Genomic DNA, 21,603 nt, shown 5'->3' with positions numbered 1-21,603 from the left:
GCTATACTAGTCGTTATACTCTACTGTCAGGTTAAGGAGTGGACCGCATATGCGAATTTTGTATCTGGATCTGGACTCGACCCGGCCCGACCACTTGGGCTGCTACGGGTATCACCGCAATACGTCGCCGAACATTGACGCGATCGCGAAGGAAAGCGTCCTGTTCACGAACTACTACACGTCGGACGCCCCCTGCTTCCCTTCCCGCACGGCGCTGACGACCGGCAAGTTCGGTATTCACAACGGCGTAGTAGGCCATGGAGGCACCGCAGCCGACGTTCGGCACGAAGGCATCGACCGCCAGTTCAAGGATCGCTGTGCGACCGACAACCTCGCCGCGGTGCTGAAGAATAACGGCTTCCGCACGAGCCTGATCAGCCCGTTCGGCGAACGGCATTCCGCCTGGACGTTCTACGCCGGGTACCATGAGATTCACAACACCGGCAAGAGCGGCATCGAGTCCGCCGAGGAAGTCACCCCTACGGTGCTCCGCTGGATCGACCAGAATGCCCATGACGACAACTGGTTCCTCTACGTCAACTATTGGGACCCGCACACCCCGTATCGCGTGCCACTCGATTACGCGAATCCGTTCGAGAACGATCCCTTGCCTGAGTGGCTCACGGACGAAGTGTTCGAGCGGCACCAGCAATCCGTAGGTCCGCACGGCGCGCGCGACATGTGGATGTACTCCAACCGCAACATTTGGAAAAATGTCGAGTACCCTCGCTATCCCGGCGAACTCCTGAATCGTGAGCAGCTGAAGCAAGCGATCGACGGGTACGACATGGGCGTGCGCTATATGGACGAGCATATCGGACACGTAATCGACGCCCTGCGGGCGAAAGGCGTCATGGACGACCTCGTCGTCATCATCAGCGCGGACCATGGCGAGAATCTGGGCGAGCTGGGCATCTACGGGGAGCACGGGACCGCGGACCAATGCACATGCCGCATCCCGATGATCATCCGCTGGCCGGGCGCGCGCCAAGGCGCCGTCGATCATGGACTTCACTATCACTTGGACTTGAATCCGACCCTGACCGAGATGCTAGGGGTGAAAGCTCCGGCCAGCTGGGACGGACGCAGCTACGCGCCGGTCCTCCGCGAAGAGGCCGACTGCGGCCGGGATTATCTCGTCGTGTCCCAATGCGCCCACGTCTGCCAGCGCAGCGTGCGGTTCCAAGACTACTTGTACATCCGTACGTATCATGATGGGTTCCACCTGTTCCCGACGGAGATGCTCTTCGACCTGAAGAACGACCCGCACGAGCAGGTCAATCTGGCTGAGACGCGCCGGGACTTGTGCCGGGAGGCGGTGTACTACTTGAACGAATGGCATGACGAGATGATGCACAGCATGCCGTTCGATACCGATCCGCTATGGACGGTCATCCGCGAGGGCGGGCCGTACCATGCGAAGGGCTTCCTGCGCAACTATGCCGTTCGGCTGGAGGAATCCGGTCGAGGCCACGCCGTACCGGAGCTGAAGCGGCGGCATCCGCGGGAGTTTGAGTGATCCGTACCGTGTATGGAAGCGGCGGTAACGAAGGGGGAGACGGGAGAGGGGAGACGGGAGAGGGAATTTCTCCTCCATATTTTCGGATTTGAGGGGCAACTAAATATATGAAAGGGAAAACCTCCCTCACTTCGCACACGAATCGGCCGAAAGTAGCCGATTCCGCTGAAAATGAGGGAGGTTTTCCCCTGTATGGCGGATTATTCACCGTTTTCGCCTCGGAAAGAGGGAGGTTTTCCCTCTCCCAATCGATTCGGGCTGCTTGACTAATACACCTATGCCGCTAAGGCACCAGTTCGGACAGCTCCTCTTCGCCAAGCGCCGCGCCGTACACCGCAAGCCCCCCCAACGAGCCGTAGAAGAAATTGCCCATCTCCCCGCTCCGGTCCACGCCGCCAACGGTAAAGTCCGACCCGTGCTCCCCGCCGTCGAACAACCCATGGAAGTAGGGAAACGGGTTGAACGCCAGCCGGGCATCTAGCTTCCCGTCGAGGTATACGCGCGAGAAGTTGCCGTCGTAGGTGAAGGCGACCTGCACCCATTCGCCGTACCGGACCGGAGTGGACCCGATCGCGGTCGTCATGCAGTATTGGAACCCGGGCGTCGGGCCTCCGGAGCTTGATACGTGGCCGCACACTTGCTCGGCACTGTCCCAGATGCGCAAGTTCAGGAACATACAATATTGGCGCAGCCGTTCCGTCTCGTTCCACATCCCGGCGACCGCTTGGCAATGGCCGGATTCGCAGCGCTTCCGCTTGATCCAGGCCACGATCGACAGCTTCACGCCATAGCCGTGAAAATTCAGCGCCGGGCAGTCGGCCCGCGGGATGCGCAGCCACTGCCCCAGCTCGAAGTCGAGCGATCTTGGGCCGAACACGCCGTCGGAAGGACGGGCCATCACTCCAGCCATCTCCTCCAACTTATAAGGGTGCGGTCCCTGAGCCGAGAGATCGTCCTCCCCCTGAAAATCCCAGAATGTGAGCAGCGCCGGATGTCTGACGACAAGCTTACTGTCCATATACAAGCACGATCCCTCCTTTGATGGGTCAAGTGTAATGAAACCGGAGCGTCGTGCCTATTGCCAAATCATCGTTTTTTTGAACGATTCTAAGCTCCGCCTATTTTTTCTTCGTATACCAGTCGTTCATCGCGTCAATCGCCGCCTTGCCGCCCTTCGCATTAAACTCCTGCCCGAACTTGTCGAACTCGCCCAGGTCGCGCTTGTTCATAATGAACTTGAGCGCGTTCTCCTCCGCGAAGTTGCGCAGCTCCGAGTATTTCGTATCGTACGCTTCGATCGACGGGGCATACGCCGTTTCTTCCCGAATCTGCTTGAACTTCAGCAGCGGCTCGTAGTACGGCAGGAAGCCCTTCAGCTCCAGCCGCGTGAAGAAGCTCGGATCGGAATCGCCGAAGAAGTACAGCGTCCGCCACGGAATATTGTTGCTCTGCTCCGGCGTCATGACTTTCTTGCCGTTCTCCACCTTGTGATCGATGCCCTCGACTCCGTAGGTGAGGAACTCATCGATTTCCTTGCTGATGACGAAGTTGAGGAACGCCGCGGCGCCTTCCTTGTTCTTCGCTTGCTTCGGAATGACGACGTAAGCGCCCGGGAAGCCTTCCTCCGGAAAGCCCGACTTGCCGTCCTTGCCCGTAACCGGGGCGATGTATTGCAGCGTGCCGCCGTTTTTCTTGTCCTTCATGGCGGTGTCGATCGTTAGCGCGTCTCCCCAATACGTGGTGGAAAAGGCTGCGGTTCCGTTGATCATTTTGTCCTTGACGTCCTTGTTGATCGCGAATTCCTGATCGATCAGCCCTTCGGCGTACCACTTCTTCATCGTGGTCAGGAAGTCCTTGTACTCCGGCTGCACCCAGGAGAACTCGAGCTTGCCGTTCTTCACGACCGTAGATGTGCCGACTCCATAGGCCGAAGCATACGGCAGGAACGAACCCATGAACGAACCCGGGTTGCCGCCCGTGCCGGTCAGAGGTGCGATATTCTTCTTCTCCTTGATCGTCTTCAGCGTCGTGTACAGCTCATCCACCGTCGCCGGATCCTTCAGCCCGAGCTCCTTCATCATATCCGAGCGGGTTAGAATGCCAGCACCCACCTTCTGCGCGACCCGGACCGGAACCGCGTACGTTTTACCGTCATATTTGGAAGCGTCCATGATTTCCTTGGAAATAAAAGAGTTCAAGTTCGGGATGTATTGCTTGATCAGGTCGTCGAGCGGCTCGAAGGCGCCTTGCTGCGCCAGCTTGAAATAATCCGACTTGCCCGGCACGAAGAGCAGATCCGGCACGTCCCCGGAAGCGAGAATAATCGAGACCTTCTGATTGGCGTTGTCCTTCGGCAGTGATTCGTACTTCACGTTGAAGCCGGACTTCTCCTTCAAATAATTGACCAGCCGGTTGTCGTTATAGTTGTCGCTCCCCTTGAACTGCTCCATCCCCGCATGATACGTTCGCATCACGCGTACGTCCTTGTTCTTGATCGCGCTCGCGCCGGAAGCGCCCGTGCCCGTACCCGCTCCCGTTCCCGGACTCGCCGGTGCCGGGTCGTTGCCGCTGCCGCAGCCCGATACGAGGCCCGCCAGCATGACCGCGACCAGCCCTATGCCTGCCGTTTGCTTCATTTTCATCCCATGAACCTCCCTATTTGGTTTGAACCTTCATATGTTTAGACGGGCCGGGGCTGCCATCACCCTTTGACCGCGCCAAGCATAACGCCTTTGACAAAATACCGCTGGATGAACGGATAGACGAACAAGATCGGGACGACCGCACAGAGGATGGCCGCGGCACGTACGGTCTCGGGAGTGACTTCGCGGAACACATCCGGTACGACGAGCTCGGACGACTTCTCGTCCGTCACGAGCTGGAGCAGGAACATCTGCAGAGGCATGAGGCGCCGCTCGGTGATGTACATCATCGCTTGGAAAAAGGCGTTCCAGTAGCCGACCGCATAGAACATCCCGACGGTAGCCAGAGCCGGAACGGACAGCGGCAAGTAGACCGAGGCCAAGATGCGGATGTTCGACGCACCGTCGATCCGAGCCGATTCCTCCAGCGCGTCCGGGACACCCGTGAAGAAGTTGCGGATCAGGATCAGGTTGAATGGCGCCAGCGCGCCCGGCAGGATGAGCGCCCATAGCGTATTCAATATACCCACCTGCTTGACGACCAAGTAAGTCGGGATGAGTCCGCCGCTGAAAAACATCGTGATGACAAACAGCAGCATGAGCAGGCGCGTGTAGGGCAAGTTGCGTCTCGACAGCGGATACGCGGCCAGTATCGTCAGCGCCATGCTGATGATCGTGCCTACAACCGTGATGAAGACGGAGTTCAGGAAGGAATAGTAGAACTGCTTGTTGGACAACACGTACTCGAAGGAGATGGTCGTGAAGCCCCGGGGCCACAGCAGGATGTCCTTCGCCAGCACATGCCCCTCGCTGCTGAGCGACTTGGCGGCGATATGCAGGAAAGGGAACAGCATGGATAGCGATACGAGCGCCAAGATCAATACATTGAAGTACCCGAATACGGTTTCTCCTCGGGTTCGGATCATCGGGGTCACCGCCTTAGTAGGATTGTTATGGGGTCAGAAAATCCCGTCCTCACCCATCCGCCGCGCCAGCGTATTGGCCAGCACGAGGAGGAGGCAGCCGATCACGGATTTGAACAACCCGGCGGCGGTCGTCAGTCCGAACTGCATCGTGCCGAGCCCGACCCGGAACACGTAGGTGTCGATGATGTCGCCCACGTCGTAGACGGTCGGATTGTACATGACGAGCACCTGCTCGAATCCGGCATCCAGCAGATGGCCGATTCGGAGCAACAGCAGGATGATGATCGTGGAGCGGATGCTGGGCAGCGAGATGTGCCAGATTTGCCGGAGCCGGCCCGCCCCGTCGACCGTCGCCGCCTGGAACAGCTCGTCGTTGATCCCGAGCAGCGCGGCCAAGTAGATGATGGCGCCCCAGCCGACTTCCTTCCAGATGTCGCTGAACACGAGAATCCAGCGGAACAAGTGCTCGTTCGACAGGAAGAAGATCGGCTCGAACCCGAGCGCCTCGATCGCCTTGTTCACGATGCCGCTGCTCGGCGACAGCAGGTCGACCGCCAGTCCCCCGATGACGACCCAGGAGATGAAGTGCGGCAAGTACGTGAACGTCTGCACCGTCCGCTTGAACCGCGGCAGCCGGAGCTCGTTCAAGAGCAGCGCTAGCACGATCGGAGCCGGAAAGCCGACAACCAGCTTCATTAGGCTGATCATGAGCGTATTGCGGATCACCCGCGGGAATTCGTCGAAGAGGAACAGCTCGCGAAAATATTGCAGCCCCACCCACTCGCTCTTGAACACGCCCTGGATGATGTTGTAATCCTTGAACGCGATAATGACGCCGTACATAGGGCCGTATTTGAACACGAGCAGGAATATTAAAGCGGGAAGCACCATCAGGTACAAGTCCCAGTAGCGGAGGAGCGGGTGTCTCTGCGCGCGCTTGCCGGTTCGGACCGCCGCCCCCGCCGATGGATGTGTTGCCGTTTTCATGCGCTTCTTCCTCTCTGTGTGGCGTGTCTTTATCATAGGGCGTCGCGCCGGATATTCGTATCCATGTCCTTTTACTTTCGTCGCAACTATTTTTACGTCTTGCTGTAAAAGCCGCCGTTCCAAGCGAAAAAGCGCTCATATTTTGGTGGTAGGTAGTTAACAGCGAAGCCGGACGTAACGGTCCGGCTTCGAGTTATTTTATATACCCCCAGGGGCAGACGGAGTGGAGGGGGAAAAGAAGACTTCCGGCGAGTTTTGGCTTGAAGCTTCAACCATAAAATAGAATCAAGGAAGCTTCAAACAAGATGTTTGAGCCCAAGGAAGTCTCTTTTCCCCCGGAACGGCCGCTTTTGAAGTTCACTGTTACACCTTGTATACTTCACTGGGCCGGATGCCCCAAAACTTTTGGAAGTTTTTCGAGAAGTAATTCACGTGCTTGTACCCGACCTGCTCGGCGGCGTCGTACACCTTGAGCCCTTTGGCCAGCAGCTCCTTGGCCCGCTCCATGCGCAGCCGCAGCACGTAGTCCGAGAACGACTCGCCGGTCACCAGCTTGAACGTCCGGCTGAGATACGAATAGTTCATGTACAGCTTCTCGGCCGCCAGATACAAGCTCAGCTCCTCGTCGTGCAGCCGCTCGTGGATGAAGCGGACGACCTCGTCGATCGTGAGCTGCGTCCCCGTGCGCCGGCGCTGGGCGATCGTATCGCCGATCCGGCCCGCCATGCGCTGCAGCCAGGACAAGATCTGCTCCCGCGTCAGCAGCCGGTTGAACTGCTCGAAGTCCTCGTAATCGGCCTTCAGCGTCTCCCGCAGCGTCCAGCCCTGGGCATGGACGAGGCGAGCCAGGAGGCACGTCAAGCGCAGCAGCACCTCCTTGCCTTCGGCCACCGGCCGGCCGGGGGAGAAGCCCGCTTCGACGAGACGCTCCACCGCCTCCTGCCGCCGGGACGGGCCGCCGGTCTCGATCGCCAGCTCGAGCTCCCGCTCCAGCTCGCTCAGCTGTGTCCACGAGTCCTCGGAAGGGCTCGTCTCCCGGTACGGAATGGCCACGTCGTTGCCTAGCACAATACGCTCCTGCAGCGCTTGCCGGCTCATCCGGTACGCATGGGGCAGGCGAAGCGCATCCGTCACGCACGGACCGATGCCCGCGCTGGCCGTCAGCTTCAGACAGTCCTTGACAGTCGCGAGCAGGAGGCCGATCTTCGGGTTGATCCGCCCGAACAGCGCCTCCTCGCCCTCCTCGGCCGAAGCGAAGAAAATAACCGCAATCAGCCCGTCATCGTCCTGCACCATCGCACAGTCCGTATCCTCCAGAATATCCCGCGCGATCGTGTACAGGGAGAACTGGACGAGCGGACGGTCCCGAACTTGAAACCGCTCGTCGCTCTCCGCGATCGGGTCCATATCCAGGATGACGGGGAGCAGAAGCTTCTCCCCGAGCCGGATCTGCAGATCGCGGCTTCTTCGCTCGAGCTCCCAGGCGGAGTACCGGCCGTTCAGCCAGCTCTTGTAGAACATCTCCCGGAGATGGGGCAGGTGCTCCTCCCAACGCTGCTCGAGCAGCGCGAGATTGTGCTTCTCGGCCAGCTCCTGCTCCCGCAGTTGCCTCGCTTCGAGCACAGCGGCCTGAATCTCGTCATTGTCCGCCGGCTTCACCAGATATTTCAGTACGCCGTACTCGATGCTCTCCCGGGCGTACTCGAAATCGTCGTGACCGGTCAGAATGACGATCTTGATGTGCGGATGCTCGCGCTTGATTCGCTTGGCCAGCTCGAGCCCGCTCATCTCCGGCATCCGGATGTCGGTCAAGACGATGTCGATGTGATCCTTCTGCAGGATGGCGAGCGCCTCCCGGCCGCTCCCGACCGCCTCCGCCAGCTCGATCCGGTGTGTCCTCCAGTCGATCCCTTCCGCGATCCGGTCCCGAACGTGATGCTCGTCCTCAACGATGAGCAGCTTCATGATGCCTCCTCCTCTCGCAGCGGAATGTGTAGCGTGACCTGCGTACCTTCTCCTTCGACGCTGGTTACGGTCAGCTCCGCTTCTTCTCCGTAATACATTTTGAGCCGGGACTTCACGTTCTTGAGCCCATAGTAAGCCGTAGAAGCGTCGCGCTGCGGTGAGCGATACGACTTGCTCGTGATGCGTCCCAATTGATGCTGGATGTCCGTCAGCTTGTCGGGCGGGATGCCGGTACCCGTATCCTCGACATCAATCCTCAGGTAATGGGAGTCGACGCTTGTCCGAATACGCAGCTCACCGCCCTGCATGCTTTTCTCCAGCCCATGGACGATGGCGTTCTCCACGATCGGCTGGAGGATGAGCTTGAGCAGCGGGATCGGCTTCGTCTCTTCTTTAACATCTATCTCTACGTTGAAATGGTCCGACCGAAACTGCTGCACCCGGATATAGTACATGAGATGCTGGATCGTCTCTTCCAGGGTGAACGAGTCTTTACCTTTGCCCAGGCTGACCCGGAAAAACCGAGCCAGATTGATCACCATCTCGCTGATCTCGTGAATCTGGTTTTTCAAGGCGACGGAGTAGATCGAATCGAGCGTGTTGTACAGAAAATGGGGATTGATCTGCGACTGCAGCAAGCTGAACTCCGATTTGGCGAGACGCAGCTCCTTCTCGTAATCGTCCTCGATCATTTGGCGCTGGGCTTCGGACATCCGGTTGAAGCCGTTCATGACGTACCCGAATTCGTCCCGCCGTCGATGCGACACGCGTGCCTTCAGGTTGCCGCTGCTGAACTGCTTGAACGCCGCCGACAGCTGATGAAGCGGCTTGGAGATGCCGGAGTAGACGAGCCACGCGATCCAGACGGCCAGCAGAACGCTGATGACGATGATGAGGTAAGTAAACTGCTGAAGCTTGTGCGACAGCTGGAACAGCTCCGACTGCGGCTGCTGCTGCCGAATCGACCAGAACCCGCTCTCCGTCTCGATGGAGAACAGTTCCGCGCCTTCATCCGTCTTAGCGCCTTGGCGATTCGTTTCCAGGACGAAGTCATCATTGTAATACAGCGAAATGTTCATATTTTTCGACGTTTGGAGGTGTTGAATGATTTTGCCCAAGGCGGTCTTGTCCACGGTCAGCACGAGCACATTCGGCTCTTTGTTGTTCCCGAACACATCGAGCAGACGGGCGTAGTAGATCGTGTCTTTGTTCAAGTAAGCCGATTCCCCTGCATTCGCAGAGGTCGGCACGTGCACTACCAAGCCGCCGCTTGCGTCCAGCGTACGTTTGAACCAGAGCTCGTTTTTCACTCCTGGCCATTTCACCCCGCCGTTCAAGGTGGAGACCCCGTTCTCGCTGTCCCCGTGGATAATGAACGCCTCTTTGACCGCGCCATTGACGTTGGTGAGCGCCGACAGCTGCTGCTGCACCGTATGCAGCTCGTACAGATGATCCGGGTTCAGCGGATTGTCGACGTTGTTCCACAGCTCCACGATGTTCGGGTTCGAGCCGATTAGCAGTGTCTGCTGGTCCATATTTTGCGTCAGCTGGTTTACGTACTCGAGCGTCGTGAGCAACGCCCCCTTCGTGCGGTCCCCGATCTGCTCGTTCATAATCGTTTGCGAATAGTAGTTCGCGAAAACGCTTACACTGACGAGCGGCAGCAGGATGAGCAGAAACGTGAACGTGAGCTTGAACTGAATGGAATGGAGCCGATCGAGCGCCTTCATCGCCATATGTCGTCCTCCCGGGCTCGGTGTTGCCCTCAGTATAAAGGATGGTTTCGAGCGTTGTCATGAACGATTCTACGCCATTTGCACAATTCTAAGCTTGAACGGCCAGCCGGACTACGGTTGAATTCTCAGCACTTCCCGCTGCACGGACGAGGGCGGATAGCCCATAATTTTTTTGAACACGCGGTTGAAATGGGCCTGGTCGCTGTAGCCAAGGTAGTCCGCCACGTCCCCGATCGTCAGCTTCGTATTGAGCATGAGGTCGCGCGCGGAGTGAACCCGGACTTGGTGAAGGTAGGTGATCGGCGTCATCCCGGTCACTTCCTTGAACGCTTGGGTCACATAGTTAGGGGCGCGGTCTACGAGCTCGGCCAGCTCCCCAATCCGGATCGGCTCGCGGTAATGCTCGAGGATATAATCCTGCACCTCCCGCATGAGCCGCAGCTTGATCGACGCGAACCGGTCCTCCGCCGAATCCTGGGCGTAATAGCCGAGCAGCTCCATCGCGATCCCGGTGCAGATCACTTCGTCATGCTTCTTCCGGCGGAACCAGTGCTGGGCCAACACGGTGAACCGCTGCTTCATGTAGTCGAGATTGCGTGTCCGCACCTTGCCGTACGACGCGGGGACGATGGCGGGGAACGGTCCAGGCGACTCGAGGTGGAAATGCACGGAATATTTCTGATGCGGCCCCTCGGGTGCGTTATGCCCCGCTCTTAGGACCCCCTTCGGAATATACAGGAAATCTCCCTTCTCGAGCAGCACCGTCTCCCCGTCAACGATATAGACAGCCTGTCCCTGAACGGTCAAGATCAGAATGTCGGTAAGCGTCGCCGCTTCTTCCTTCTGCCAGTCGGGATGCATGTCGTCGAAGTACACCGATACGAGCTCCAGCATGTCCGGACGCCCCTCCTTTTTTCTATCATTATACCTTAGAATCATACAAATAACAGTTGTTTTCGCAATGGTGCCGACACTTGTTCTCCTCTACAATGAAGTCAACTGAACGCTAGAGAGGAGCTGGATCGCATGGCCGTCTATCCGGTCGCCAGCGTAGGGGAACTCCCGGAAGGTACGTATCGAATCATACAAGTGGAGGATCGCTCCATCGGCTTGTACAACGTGAAGGGCGAGTATTATGCCATTCATAACTACTGTCCGCATCAGGGCGCGGAATTGTGCAAAGGGCCGGTGTGCGGAACGACGCTGGAATCGCAGGTGTACGAATATATCTACGGACGGGAGCAAGAGATTGTACGGTGTCCGTGGCATGGGTGGGAGTTCGATCTGAAGACCGGGAAATCGCTGTTCAGCGAGAAGGTCCGGGTACGGTCCTACCCGGTTGTGGTGGAGAACGGCACGATCGGTGTCGTAATTGGACGATAAAGGAGGGGCAAGACACATGACAGCAAAGACTGACCGGCTGCCCGTAATTGACTGCGACGTGCACAACACTTTTCGCAGCGGACGCGATCTCATCCCGTACTTGGATGAACCTTGGCGCAGCTACGCGCTCACATCGGGCATGCCCGGTGCCGGGCTGCCCTATGCTTCCCCGATCGGGAACAAACGCAAGGACGCCAATCCCCCGAACGGCTTGCCCGTCGGGTCGGACCCCGAGTTCATGCTGTCGCACTATGTGGAGCCGTTCGGGGTGGAATACGCCATGCTGTGCTCGGATTCCGTCATTGGCGTATCCGGCTTCGCCGATGTCGATTATGTGGCCGCGGTGTGCCGGGCGTACAATGATTACTTGATCGCGGAGTGGCTGCCGAAGAGCCCGAAGTTCAAGGGCTACATGTGCATCGGCACGCAAGATCCGGAGCAGGCGGCGCGAGAGATCGACCGCATCGGGCCGCATCCGGACATCGTCGCCGTCTGCGTGTCGGGCGGTTCGCCGCGGCCCTACGGTCAGCGCTTCTACCACCCGATCTACGAGGCGTGCGCGCGCCATGGGCTGCCGTTCCTGATGCACCCCGGCAGCGAGGGCGCCGGCATCTACAGCGCCCCAACGGCCGTCGGCTACGTCTCGAACTACTTGCAATGGCACACTTGCCTGCCGCAGACGTTCATGGCCCATCTGGTCAGCTTCGTGTGCGAGGGCGTGTTCGAGAAGTACCCGGACTTCCGGGTCATTCTCTGCGAAGGCGGCATTACATGGCTGCCCCCGCTCCTATGGCGGCTTGACAAAAACTTCAAGGCGCTGCGCACCTCTACGCCTTGGCTGAAGCGTCTGCCGAGCGAGTACGTCCGCGATCATTGCTTCATGACGACCCAGCCGATCGAGGAGCCGGACAACCCGAAGCACCTCGAGCAGATGTTCGAGATGTTCGACGCCGAGAACATGCTGCTGTTCTCGAGCGACTACCCGCACTGGGACTTCGACGATCCGACGAAGATCCTGTCCCGGCTGCCGCTCGAGAAGAAGCGCAAAATTTTCAGCGAGAACGCCAGGCGGTTGTTCCGGTTGCCTTAGCTGTAGCAAGTAAGAGGGAAAACCTCCCTCGCCTAAGCTCGCAAATCCGCATTTTTCGCTCATGAGAGGGAAACATCCCTCTCTTTTGGCATTTTTCCCTCAAATCGCGCATTTTTCCTTTAATACGAGAGAGTGAGACTGGCAGGCATCTCTTGCAGGTTACTCTTGCAGAAAGCTCCTGATGCTGAAATTCGATTTCGTCAAATTAGAAGGCAGCGTGGTCCTGAATAGGCGCACGCAATTCGATTTTACCTACTTACAAGTCTAGTTGGCAGCGGGTCTGTTCGAAAAGTACGCTCCAATTAGGCAAAATCGAACTAGACATCAGCAACGGCAGTTCCGATTCCCTGCAATTCGACAAAATCGAACTACGACGCCTCTGGACCTAGCAACCGCAGGCTCGCCCCCAAAATACCTCGTGCAATTCGCCAATGTCGGCGATTTCCAACAACAGCATGCTTCAAAAACGAAGAAACCCAACGTCATACTGCGATGACATGGGTTTCTCCAAATCGAATCTCTCTCGTTTAACTCACACGCCCAGCAGCTTCTTGTACAGCTTAATGACGCTCATGTGCATGCCTTCATGGTACAGGTTGAAGCTAAGGAACTGCTCCGGCGTCTCCAGCGTCATGCCGGTCGAGGTCGTATACGGATTCGCGAGCCGCTCCGAGAGGCGATCACCCAATGCCTCCTGGATGCGACCCAGCTGCCCGCTCATCAGCTGCTCCAGCTCGGGGAGCGTCGGGACACGCACACCGTCCGGCCTAGTGGGCGGCGAGGTGTTGAACTCGAACTGCTCCTTGAATCCTTCCGGCAAATACAGCGGCAGCCCGGTATACAGAAAAGCATACCGCTCCAGCACGACGTAGATGTGCCCCGCGTTCCAGCGGATCGAGTTCCGGAAGCCATCCGGGATGCGGTCTGCCGCCTCTTCCGTCACCCCCTGCAGCTGCTTCAGCACCTGCCCCCGCACAAAATTCAACTGTCTGAATAAATAAGCGTCCATGGTCATCTCTCCTCCTGGCGGATTTGTCCCCGTGTACCGTATTGTAGTGGATGCCGCAGCGAACCTCAAGCTCCCTTTTCTCCCAAGTCACGCTTTCATGCCACTCCATCACTTCCCGACCAAGATCCGGACCCCCTTCAGCCCTCGAAGGAATCGGGTAAGCAGATAGGAAACCAAAAGCGCTAGCGTAAACCGAATGGCAACCGCGGCATGGTAAGACCAACCGGACGGATAGGGCAGCTGGTCGAGCAAGGATAAGAGGGCCGGATGCATCAAATAAATTCCGAACGAGGCTTGACCAAGCGCCCTCAAAAGCCGCATCCCCCATCGCCCCTCATTCAACCGCTGACCGATTCCTAATAAAAACCAGGCCGCGAAGAACGAATAACCGTACACGATCGTTTCTCGCACCCATAATCCCGCATAATCGCTTTCATACAAGTGCCACATCCCAACAACCAAATGAACGACTAACAATACAAGTGCAGCCCCCAGTGTGAACGGCACGTACTTCGACAAGATCGGTCGCCAACGCTCGTAAGCGGCCCCCATGACACAACCGACAACGAAAAAGGCGAGATAAGTCGTGAACAGCCAAGACTTGTCTTCCCATCCCGCTTCGTAAAGCACCTTTCCGGCTGCCGCTTGGATGATCACCGCGACGGCGACCAGCAGGAACGAAGCACGCGAATACGGTCGCAACGCAGCTAGGATAATAGGGAACAGCAAGTAATATTGAATGATTAAAATCATGAAGTACAAATGATAATGGGCCGTGCCGGAAACGAGCTGCAGCAGCATCGATCCCACGGACAGCTCCTCGTTGTACAGGAAGAGATGCAGCGCTTGATACAAGAACGACCACAGCACATACGGAACAACCACATGCATCCATCTTCGCTTGTAGAACACAACCCCGCCCTCCAGGTTCCAAGCTCCCATGTACCGGTTCGTCAGCGCAAGTCCGCTCAGCAAAATAAAAACGGGAACCGAAAAATGTCCCCATTTGTTCAGGAGGCTATAGATGAAGTGCAGCGAGCTGCCTTCCGAAAAGCGAACGCTGGCCTGGGAGGTGGCGTGAATACTGACCACGCCTGCTATCGCTACCCCTCTTGTAATTCCGATTTCATTCCAATATCGTTTCATCACCGTTTGTCCCCCTATAGTTTGTATTGTATAGGGGAATTCCCAAATTATGCAAACGAAAAGGAACTATATTCTGCCGGTCCTCCGACGCAACAGAATATAGTCCCGCTTCCAGCCGCGATTAGCAATTATTTCCGCGGTTGATAAGTGCCCTTGATATAGTCATAAGTACGGTCATACACTTCGCGGGCAACAGGATCGGTGGAGGCAACGGCCTTCTGCAGCGTCTTCACCTGCTGGTAGAACGCGTTGTACGACTGGGTCATGTAATGATATTCCTTGCCCTTGTTCAAGTAGGCATAATATCGGCTGCGAAGCGCTGCATCGGTCAGGACGGCGTCGCTGAGCTCCATCTCCACGCCCATTCCATGATCGTAAGCGGCTTGCGCAATCGTGTCCAGCCGGTCCTCGGCCGTGTTCTGGAACATGTAGTTCGGCTGCATCACGGCAGAGTCGAAGCCGAGCTTCTTCCAATCGCTCCAGCCGCGCGCGAAGTAATACGGAATCCACTGGAACTTTGCACCCTTCGAATGCACGTAATCCGACGTCCATTGAATGAGCTCGTCTTCCTTGTCGCTCAATTGGTGCGCTACGAATTCGTTGTACCAATAGAACGAAACAAGATTCAGATCCGAATAATGCCCTTCGTCCCAACGGCGGTACACTTCGTCGATAAACCATTTGACGACTTTCTTGCGGTTCTCTAGCGCGGCTTCTTCCCCGACTTGGCTCACATTCATGTTCTCGCTGATCCCGTCGCCGTCGACATCGCCGAAGTCGCTCTGATCGGTGCGCGGGTACGGAATCGCGATCACGACCTTCGCTTCGTAATCCCGGTTCGGCAGCTCGGCCTTCGCTTCCTTCACCGCTTCGTTCAACGCCCCGATCTCATAATCCGACCGGAACAATCGGTTCAGATGCTTTTCGAAATGCCCTTTGTTCGTAGGCTTGCCCGTCGTCGGCCCGTAATTCGCTCCGTCCATCAGCGGGGCATAAGGCATGAACAAAAACCCGTCGAACATGAAATCCTTCCGGTTCATATCTTGATCCAGATACGATACGTAAGGCTTGTAGTCTTCCTTCTTGAACGAAATCCAATCGGACGGCTGGTACTGCCATTCCCCCGTATAGATCAGGACTTCGTTCTTGATGCCCCCGACTTCCTTCGATCCGGCGGTCGGATAGCCGCGTTCCGGCTTAGGACCGTTCGCCGACGGACCGCCCAGTACCCGCCGGTATTTTCTCCGAACTGCCCCTGGGTCCACTCCGGGTTGATCACGTCGTCCTTCTTCCATTGGCGCAGCGTCTCGAGCGCTTTCTTGGCTTCCGGCAGTATCCCGCTCCAGACGATCTTCCCGTCCCGAATCGTCCAGAATTCGTTGTAGATCCCGTAGGCGCCGAACACGTCGGTCATCGCCGATTTGGACATGCCGTATGTATCTTTCTTCCCGTTGCCGTCAGGGTCGTTGTTGCGGAATTTGTAGACGGCGTCCTTGAATTCTTCCAGCGTCTCGGGCACCTTCGTAATCCCGACTTTATCGAGCCAAGTTTTGTTCCATGCTGTGGCGAGGCTGTATTGCCCGTTGAAGTTCACGTACGGGATGCCGATATATTTGTCTTTTTGCTTGAAATAAGTCCAGATTTTCGGGTCGTATTTATCGATGAGCGCCTTGTACTTGGGCATATAAGTCTTGAGCTCCTCTTCGGTGAAGCTCGTAATGATGCCCTGATCGTAAAATTTCTTCAGATCCGCCAGCGAATAAACGGTCATGAAGTCGGGAATTTGACCGCCCGCGATTTTGGCCCCGAGCAGTTCGTCCCGTTTGTTCACATCCATGTTCCAGATATTGAACTTGACGTTGAATTTCTCCTCGAGCAGCTTCTTGCTGGGTGCATTGTCGTCGACCGGTCCGTATTGGTACGTCAGCCACTCCAATGTAATCGCTTTCTTTTCTTTCGTTGCGGTGCCCTGCGCGCTTGGTGCGGATGTCGATGTTGAAGCAGGCGTTTGTTCCTCCTTGCTGCAGGCGGCGAGGCCCGAGGCGGCAAGGATGGTTAGAGCTCCCGCGGTGACGGCCTTCCAGCTCTTGTTCAAAAACACAACCTCCCTCTACTGTCAAATACTAGCTGATTTTCTCAGCTACACCCCGATCATAACACCGGTTATTTTTAGTGTCAATAATCCATAACTAACGTTATTAGTAACGCTCGACGGCTCCTAAGACATAGCAAAAAACCCGACCGCTCCATCACCGGTCAGGTTATTCAAGGATCCGCTTCCGCTCTACGCGGAAGGGTTTCTTATCGGCACACGGACGTCGTCCCGCCCTCGAACAGCTTGATATTCGTCAGATAAATCGTCTTCCTTTCTCCGCCGCCATCCTTGATCAGCTCGATCAGCCGATCGACTACGATTCCCTTCTCCTTCACGTCGATATAATACGTCGTCAGCGGCGGCATGCTCATCTTGACCACATCGGTCATCCCCCAGCTGATGAGGCTGATCTCTTGCGGCACTTGAACGCCTCGATCCTTCAATCGCTGCAGGGCGCCGAATTGGATCAGCGTATTGACGCAGAAGGCGGCGGTGTAAGGAATGTCGAGCAGCTCCATCCGCTGGCACAGCTCGTAGCCGTTCTCTTCCTTGCTCACCTGGACCAGGGACCGGTCGTAAGGGATCCCGGCATCCTTAAGGGCGTTTTTGTAGCCCTCGAGCGTCCTCTGATGCACGAGCTGATCCAGCCCACCGCTGAGCAGCGCGATATTCCGGTGACCCAATTCGATCAGATGGTTGGTGCATTCCATGGCGATTCGGACGACGTCCGGCTCCACGCTGTTCACGCTCGGCTTCTCCAGGCTGCTGAACACGACGTAGGGCACGCCGGATTGCTCGAGGATGTCCAGCACCCGGTCGTCGACGTCGCCTGTAATCAGCACGCCCTCGATTTCTTTATTGCCGAGGCAGCTCTCGAGCCGCTTGTAGTCCTTGGCATTCGCGCCGATCATCATATACAAGAGCCGGTAATCATGCCGGCTGGCCGCCTTCTCGACCAGCTTCAGATCGGTGGCGTACAGCGGATCTTCCGTGTCGCGGTTGTACAGAATGTAGCAGATCTTCGGCGACACTTCGGCCTCGCGGTAGCCGAGCTCCCTCGCCGCGCGGATAATATTGGCTCTCGTCTCTTCCGAGATGGTGCTGTTCGGGGTGTTGTTCAAGACCAGCGAGACGGCGGTTCGGGAAATGCCCAAGTAGTCCGCGATTTCTTTTTTGGTTACAGCCATGCGCCCCTCCCCAAGAAGCTTCTCATTGTGATAACGATCGTTATCCCGATTCTCCGCACGCTTCCTGATTTACTGTGATCATTATACTATACCCGGCTTGCATAGGAAAGGGGATCAGGCCGATCAAGGGACAAATTTAGTTAATCTTCGACAAAATGTGAGTAACGGACGTTATTTAAATGGAGATGGGAAGCTCGATCCTCACCGCGGTTCCTTGTCCGATTTTGCTTTGAATGGACATTTTCCCCCGATGCGCCTCGATAATGCGCTGACAGATCATGAGCCCTAATCCGGTTCCATTCTCCTTCATCGAAAAAAACGGCTCTCCCAATCGCGACAGCTTATCCTCCGGAATCCCGATTCCGTGATCGACAATATGGATGAGGATGCCCTGAGTCGGCGTACATTTCACCTCTACCTCGATCGTTCCGCCCTCCGGCATCGACTCCATCGCATTTTTGAGAAGATTCATCACCACTTGTTTGATCTGATTGGAGTCGCAACTGATCGGCTTCAAGTCGTCTTCCAGAGTCAGGTTAATCTGCACACTGCAGAGCAGCGCTTGCGGCTGCATGAACAGCACCACATTTTCCACCAACGACTGAATCCTCGTAATGGTATGGGCGGCAATATGAGGTTTAGCCAGCGTCATGAATTCGTTTACAATATATTCGATGCGTTCGAGCTCCCCCATCATGACATCGACATACTGCGTGTTCCTCGCCTTCAACAGTTGAGTGAACCCCTTCAGGGAAGTTAAGGGATTGCGGATTTCGTGAGCGATTCCGGCCGCCAGTTGGCCGATCGCCGACAGCTTCTCCGACCTTCGCATCATTTCCTCGGCCTTCTTGCGTTCGGTCATATCCCGGATGACGATCTGAATGACCGGATAGCCCACATGCTTGTAAATGTAAATGGACGCTACTTCGACATCGAGGGCCGTCCCATCCAAGCGGATCACTTTCATCTCGATAAAATCGAGGTAGTCATTCGTTTGAAGCAGCTGATTCATCCGCTCGGAGATCATGGAATGGTAGCTCGGGCATATAAAATCATAGATCGAACGGCCGACAAAATCGTCCAGGCTCTTCCCGGCAAAAAGCTTGACCCCCATATCGTTCACAAACTGCACGATTCCCTCCCGATGCAGAACGATCGGCTCCGGGGACAGCTTCAGTACGCGCCGATACTGCCGTTCCCGCTCCAGAAGCTCCATCTCCACCTGCTTGCGCTCGGTGACGTCGCGGAACAACAAGAGGACCGAAAAGGCTTCTCCGAAGTTCACGGCGACCGCCCTCACCTCGACGTCCAAGACTTGACCGTCCAACCGGATCAGCTTCTTCTCCATCATCTCACTCGCCGCCCCGTCTTGGAGCAACTGCCCGACCCTTCGGGTTAAATCGGTGACGTATTCCGGATGTATAAAATCGTAGATCCGTCCACCGATCAGCGAATCCGCCGTTTCCGCACCTACCAGTTTAGCCGCTGCGGAATTGGCGAAGGAGATTCTACTGTCCGTGAACACAACAATCGGCTCCGGCGAGCTTTCCACCAAGATCCGATATCGCTCCTCGCTTTCCTTCAGGGCTTGCTCGGCTCTTTTCTTTTCCGTGATGTCCCGCTCTACCCCGACAAAAGCGATTATGTTGCCCGATTCGTCCTTCACCGGCGAAATGGTGACCGCCGCATAGAACGTGCTTCCGTCCTTGCGCAGTTTCATCGCTTCCAGGCCCGAGAATTGTTCTCCATTCAAAATGCGTTTGTACAGCTGATAAGCCCCGGCTCTATCGCGCACCGGTGTCATAGGCAGCACCTTGCCGATTATTTCCTCTCGGGTCCACCCATGGAGCTCCTCAAATTTCTTGTTGATTTCCAAAACCCGTCCTTCCAAATCAACAACGACAATCCCATCCGAGGTAAGGTGGAAAATAGACTCAAGAAGTGTGGTGTATTTGCTGTACAAGCGCGTTTACCTCTTTGTGAATTATTTTTCTGACGATTAATTCATCATTCTCCGTCCTCTCTTAAAACCCTGTTTGTGATATCAAAAAATAATCAAAATAACCGATTGCGAGAGGGAAAACGGAATTACCCGGCTTGCCCCACGAAGTAAAAGAGCCCGATTCCGCACAAAACTCCTGTGCTCCACCCCAACAGGACGATCGCGGAGGGTCTCGAGCCTTCCCTAAGGACACGAATGCCAAAAGGAATGAGGGCGACACACAACCCTAGTGAAGCGAGACATGAGAATACAGTGCTTCCCTTGAGGATACCGAGCGGCAATGAGGCCATAAGAGCTAAGGCAACGCTCGGGAACAGCTTCAAGGTCCGCGAGCGATACGCTCCGATGGCGAGCACGATCCACCCCAGCATGATCGACAAATTGAACGTTTTAAAAAGATGAAACGCCCCGTAAGCATCCGCTACCGTTTGTGTAGCCAGCTCTAGGTTCTGTACACGAACCAGTTGAAAAGCGAGATGGTCTGCGCCTGCGTGAAAGATTCTCGCGGTTAGGCCGAGCATCGCGAATAGCGCTCCCCAGAATGCCCACTGCGGACATCGGCCGCCGATCCTACGCGCCAAGTGAAGAACCGCCGGCAACAATGTGACGTGCCCGGCGGCGAAGAAGCTATAGGCAGCGGTCATAAGCCTGGGATGATCGAGGTAGGCGGCCAACTGATCCGGAAAGAAAAAATGAAACGGGTATCGGAGAAGAACCCCGACGAGAAGCAAAAGCGGTCCTAGAACGAGTGCAGCTCCGCCGAGCCAGCGCCCCGGAAATTCATATGTGCAGGTCCCTTCCTGCGGAATAGGGTTGGACATCGTATCTCACCTCCAAGCAAGCATACCAGAACGCCCCCTCCCAGACCTTACCGGGACCTTACATTTTACTTCATTCGGCTTACATAATCCTCACCTAGGTGTTTCCCGCCCTCTCCAATGGGAGGAGGACACGGAACCGAAAGGTGAAGCTTAGAGTCGGATTGGCAGCGGCACGCCATCATGACAGCTGCTTCCGGTATTCGCTTGGCGAAATCCCCCCATATTTTCGGAACGTATTAGTGAACGTGGCGGCGTTCGAATAGCCGGTTTTCTCCCCAATCTCCGCGACCGACATGTCCGTGCCTCTTAATAGCTCCTTCGCATGCGTCAGCCGTACTTTGTTGAGGTATTCGACAAAATTGACGCCGAACTGCTTTTTGAACACATTCGAAAAATATTTGGGCGACGTCTCCATGAGCTCAGCCATATGGTCCAAGTGCAGGTTATGCATATAATGCTCTTCGATATAGCGGGCGATCTCGGTTCGGTTCAGCTTGTTCTTGGACGCGATCCCGGCCAGGTCCTGAATGACCCGAATCGCCTGGACGAGTCCATCCCGCAGCGCCTCATAGTGGAACGCCTCTTCCATGCTCTGGTTCAATTGCGCTTCCAGCGCAAGCAGCTCCTGGTCAGTGGTCGAGCTAGGTTCGAGTTGTTTGATAAAGGAATAGAACATGGTTTTCAATACGGGGACCAATTGCTGATAATGCACGCGCTGCTTGACGTTGGCCGCGATAATTTCATCCACGATGCGAATGCAGCTCGCAACATCGCCGACTTGGAGGTAGCGGGCCGCTCTCTCGATCTCGTCCAGCGGAACGTGAACCTTCCCTGCCAACCGGATGGCGAGACAGTCGATCACGGGATCGTCCAGATGAATATTCCGGTATGTCATCCCGTCCTCCACCTCTTGATAAGCAATCGGACAATTGGCCGTCTTGGCCGTGTGGAGTCTGCTCACCGCAATGACAGGCAAGCCATGCTGCCACTCTGCGGCCCCCCATTGCCGGGCCAACCCCCGCAACTGTTTGATCGCGTGCTCGCGGTCGGACGGTTGACGCATACTGATGACCGCCAAGTACCGCCGATTCGTGA

At 56.3% G+C, this 21,603-nt stretch carries 18 protein-coding genes; 3 read left to right on the top strand and 15 right to left on the bottom strand.

Going from position 1 to position 21,603, the window contains the following annotated elements; translation table 11 throughout:
• Nucleotides 1-49: 49 nt before the first annotated feature.
• Complete coding sequence (locus ACI5FR_RS29785) at nucleotides 50-1,519, top strand: sulfatase family protein (RefSeq protein WP_405461266.1); 1,470 nt, start codon at nucleotides 50-52, stop codon at nucleotides 1,517-1,519.
• A 283-nt stretch (nucleotides 1,520-1,802) separates the two neighbouring features.
• Here ACI5FR_RS29785 and ACI5FR_RS29780 read toward each other — a convergent pair whose 3' ends face one another.
• From ACI5FR_RS29780 to ACI5FR_RS29750, 7 genes are all read right to left on the bottom strand, one after another.
• A complete protein-coding gene (locus ACI5FR_RS29780) occupies nucleotides 1,803-2,537 on the bottom strand; it encodes a LamG domain-containing protein (protein ID WP_405461335.1) in 735 nt (244 codons plus the stop codon).
• Nucleotides 2,538-2,637: 100 nt separating this feature from the next.
• On the bottom strand, nucleotides 2,638-4,161 hold the full coding sequence (locus ACI5FR_RS29775; RefSeq protein ID WP_405461264.1) for an extracellular solute-binding protein: 1,524 nt from the start codon (nucleotides 4,159-4,161) through the stop codon (nucleotides 2,638-2,640).
• A gap of 59 nt (nucleotides 4,162-4,220) precedes the next feature.
• A complete protein-coding gene (locus ACI5FR_RS29770) occupies nucleotides 4,221-5,087 on the bottom strand; it encodes a carbohydrate ABC transporter permease (RefSeq protein ID WP_405461262.1) in 867 nt (288 codons plus the stop codon).
• A 33-nt stretch (nucleotides 5,088-5,120) separates the two neighbouring features.
• Nucleotides 5,121-6,074, bottom strand: a complete 954-nt coding sequence (locus ACI5FR_RS29765; protein WP_405461260.1) for an ABC transporter permease — start codon at nucleotides 6,072-6,074, stop codon at nucleotides 5,121-5,123.
• 363 nt (nucleotides 6,075-6,437) lie between these two features.
• Nucleotides 6,438-8,039 (bottom strand): response regulator, encoded by a 1,602-nt coding sequence (locus ACI5FR_RS29760; protein ID WP_405461258.1) that lies wholly within the window; start codon nucleotides 8,037-8,039, stop codon nucleotides 6,438-6,440.
• Nucleotides 8,036-9,775: a sensor histidine kinase gene (locus tag ACI5FR_RS29755; RefSeq protein ID WP_405461256.1), complete on the bottom strand. Its 1,740-nt coding sequence runs from the start codon at nucleotides 9,773-9,775 to the stop codon at nucleotides 8,036-8,038. The genes ACI5FR_RS29760 and ACI5FR_RS29755 overlap by 4 nt, the downstream gene beginning before the upstream one ends.
• A gap of 111 nt (nucleotides 9,776-9,886) precedes the next feature.
• On the bottom strand, nucleotides 9,887-10,669 hold the full coding sequence (locus ACI5FR_RS29750; protein WP_405461254.1) for a helix-turn-helix domain-containing protein: 783 nt from the start codon (nucleotides 10,667-10,669) through the stop codon (nucleotides 9,887-9,889).
• Nucleotides 10,670-10,801: 132 nt separating this feature from the next.
• Between ACI5FR_RS29750 and ACI5FR_RS29745 the strand changes: the two genes are divergently transcribed.
• Nucleotides 10,802-11,158 carry a Rieske (2Fe-2S) protein gene (locus ACI5FR_RS29745; RefSeq protein ID WP_405461252.1) on the top strand — a complete coding sequence of 119 codons (357 nt, stop codon included), beginning with the start codon at nucleotides 10,802-10,804 and terminating at the stop codon, nucleotides 11,156-11,158.
• Nucleotides 11,159-11,174: 16 nt separating this feature from the next.
• The gene (locus ACI5FR_RS29740) at nucleotides 11,175-12,248 is read left to right on the top strand and encodes an amidohydrolase family protein (protein WP_405461250.1); all 1,074 of its coding nucleotides are present in this window, start codon (nucleotides 11,175-11,177) and stop codon (nucleotides 12,246-12,248) included.
• Between the two features lie 532 nt (nucleotides 12,249-12,780).
• Here the strand turns inward: ACI5FR_RS29740 and ACI5FR_RS29735 are convergent.
• The 8 genes from ACI5FR_RS29735 to ACI5FR_RS29700 all read right to left on the bottom strand — a co-directional run.
• Entirely contained in the window at nucleotides 12,781-13,257 is a 477-nt protein-coding gene (locus tag ACI5FR_RS29735) for a DinB family protein (RefSeq protein WP_405461248.1), read from the bottom strand.
• 108 nt (nucleotides 13,258-13,365) lie between these two features.
• Nucleotides 13,366-14,403, bottom strand: a complete 1,038-nt coding sequence (locus tag ACI5FR_RS29730) for an acyltransferase (protein WP_405461246.1) — start codon at nucleotides 14,401-14,403, stop codon at nucleotides 13,366-13,368.
• Nucleotides 14,404-14,531: 128 nt separating this feature from the next.
• Nucleotides 14,532-15,497, bottom strand: a complete 966-nt coding sequence (locus tag ACI5FR_RS29725) for a DUF4855 domain-containing protein (RefSeq protein WP_405461333.1) — start codon at nucleotides 15,495-15,497, stop codon at nucleotides 14,532-14,534.
• A gap of 38 nt (nucleotides 15,498-15,535) precedes the next feature.
• A complete protein-coding gene (locus tag ACI5FR_RS29720) occupies nucleotides 15,536-16,498 on the bottom strand; it encodes a type 2 periplasmic-binding domain-containing protein (protein WP_405461244.1) in 963 nt (320 codons plus the stop codon).
• A gap of 206 nt (nucleotides 16,499-16,704) precedes the next feature.
• On the bottom strand, nucleotides 16,705-17,685 hold the full coding sequence (locus tag ACI5FR_RS29715; RefSeq protein WP_405461243.1) for a LacI family DNA-binding transcriptional regulator: 981 nt from the start codon (nucleotides 17,683-17,685) through the stop codon (nucleotides 16,705-16,707).
• Nucleotides 17,686-17,860: 175 nt separating this feature from the next.
• A complete protein-coding gene (locus ACI5FR_RS29710; RefSeq protein ID WP_405461241.1) occupies nucleotides 17,861-19,648 on the bottom strand; it encodes a PAS domain S-box protein in 1,788 nt (595 codons plus the stop codon).
• 125 nt (nucleotides 19,649-19,773) lie between these two features.
• Complete coding sequence (locus ACI5FR_RS29705) at nucleotides 19,774-20,508, bottom strand: hypothetical protein (RefSeq protein WP_405461240.1); 735 nt, start codon at nucleotides 20,506-20,508, stop codon at nucleotides 19,774-19,776.
• A 178-nt stretch (nucleotides 20,509-20,686) separates the two neighbouring features.
• The coding region (locus ACI5FR_RS29700) for a helix-turn-helix transcriptional regulator (RefSeq protein WP_405461238.1) at nucleotides 20,687-21,603 on the bottom strand (917 nt) is incomplete at its 5' end.

Source organism: Paenibacillus sp. HJGM_3 (genome assembly GCF_045062745.1).
GTDB lineage: Bacteria > Bacillota > Bacilli > Paenibacillales > NBRC-103111 > Paenibacillus_AA.
Note: the sequence above shows the minus strand (reverse complement) of the source record. Positions and strands in the feature narration are given on the sequence as shown.

Bases quoted from the DNA above. Each gene is read 5' to 3' on its own strand.
- ACI5FR_RS29785 (WP_405461266.1), top strand. From the start codon at position 50: ATGCGAATTTTGTATCTGGATCTGGACTCGACCCGGCCCGACCACTTG.
- ACI5FR_RS29780 (WP_405461335.1), bottom strand. From the start codon at position 2,537: ATGGACAGTAAGCTTGTCGTCAGACATCCGGCGCTGCTCACATTCTGG.
- ACI5FR_RS29775 (WP_405461264.1), bottom strand. From the start codon at position 4,161: ATGAAAATGAAGCAAACGGCAGGCATAGGGCTGGTCGCGGTCATGCTG.
- ACI5FR_RS29770 (WP_405461262.1), bottom strand. From the start codon at position 5,087: ATGATCCGAACCCGAGGAGAAACCGTATTCGGGTACTTCAATGTATTG.
- ACI5FR_RS29765 (WP_405461260.1), bottom strand. From the start codon at position 6,074: ATGAAAACGGCAACACATCCATCGGCGGGGGCGGCGGTCCGAACCGGC.
- ACI5FR_RS29760 (WP_405461258.1), bottom strand. From the start codon at position 8,039: ATGAAGCTGCTCATCGTTGAGGACGAGCATCACGTTCGGGACCGGATC.
- ACI5FR_RS29755 (WP_405461256.1), bottom strand. From the start codon at position 9,775: ATGGCGATGAAGGCGCTCGATCGGCTCCATTCCATTCAGTTCAAGCTC.
- ACI5FR_RS29750 (WP_405461254.1), bottom strand. From the start codon at position 10,669: ATGCTGGAGCTCGTATCGGTGTACTTCGACGACATGCATCCCGACTGG.
- ACI5FR_RS29745 (WP_405461252.1), top strand. From the start codon at position 10,802: ATGGCCGTCTATCCGGTCGCCAGCGTAGGGGAACTCCCGGAAGGTACG.
- ACI5FR_RS29740 (WP_405461250.1), top strand. From the start codon at position 11,175: ATGACAGCAAAGACTGACCGGCTGCCCGTAATTGACTGCGACGTGCAC.
- ACI5FR_RS29735 (WP_405461248.1), bottom strand. From the start codon at position 13,257: ATGGACGCTTATTTATTCAGACAGTTGAATTTTGTGCGGGGGCAGGTG.
- ACI5FR_RS29730 (WP_405461246.1), bottom strand. From the start codon at position 14,403: ATGAAACGATATTGGAATGAAATCGGAATTACAAGAGGGGTAGCGATA.
- ACI5FR_RS29715 (WP_405461243.1), bottom strand. From the start codon at position 17,685: ATGGCTGTAACCAAAAAAGAAATCGCGGACTACTTGGGCATTTCCCGA.
- ACI5FR_RS29705 (WP_405461240.1), bottom strand. From the start codon at position 20,508: ATGTCCAACCCTATTCCGCAGGAAGGGACCTGCACATATGAATTTCCG.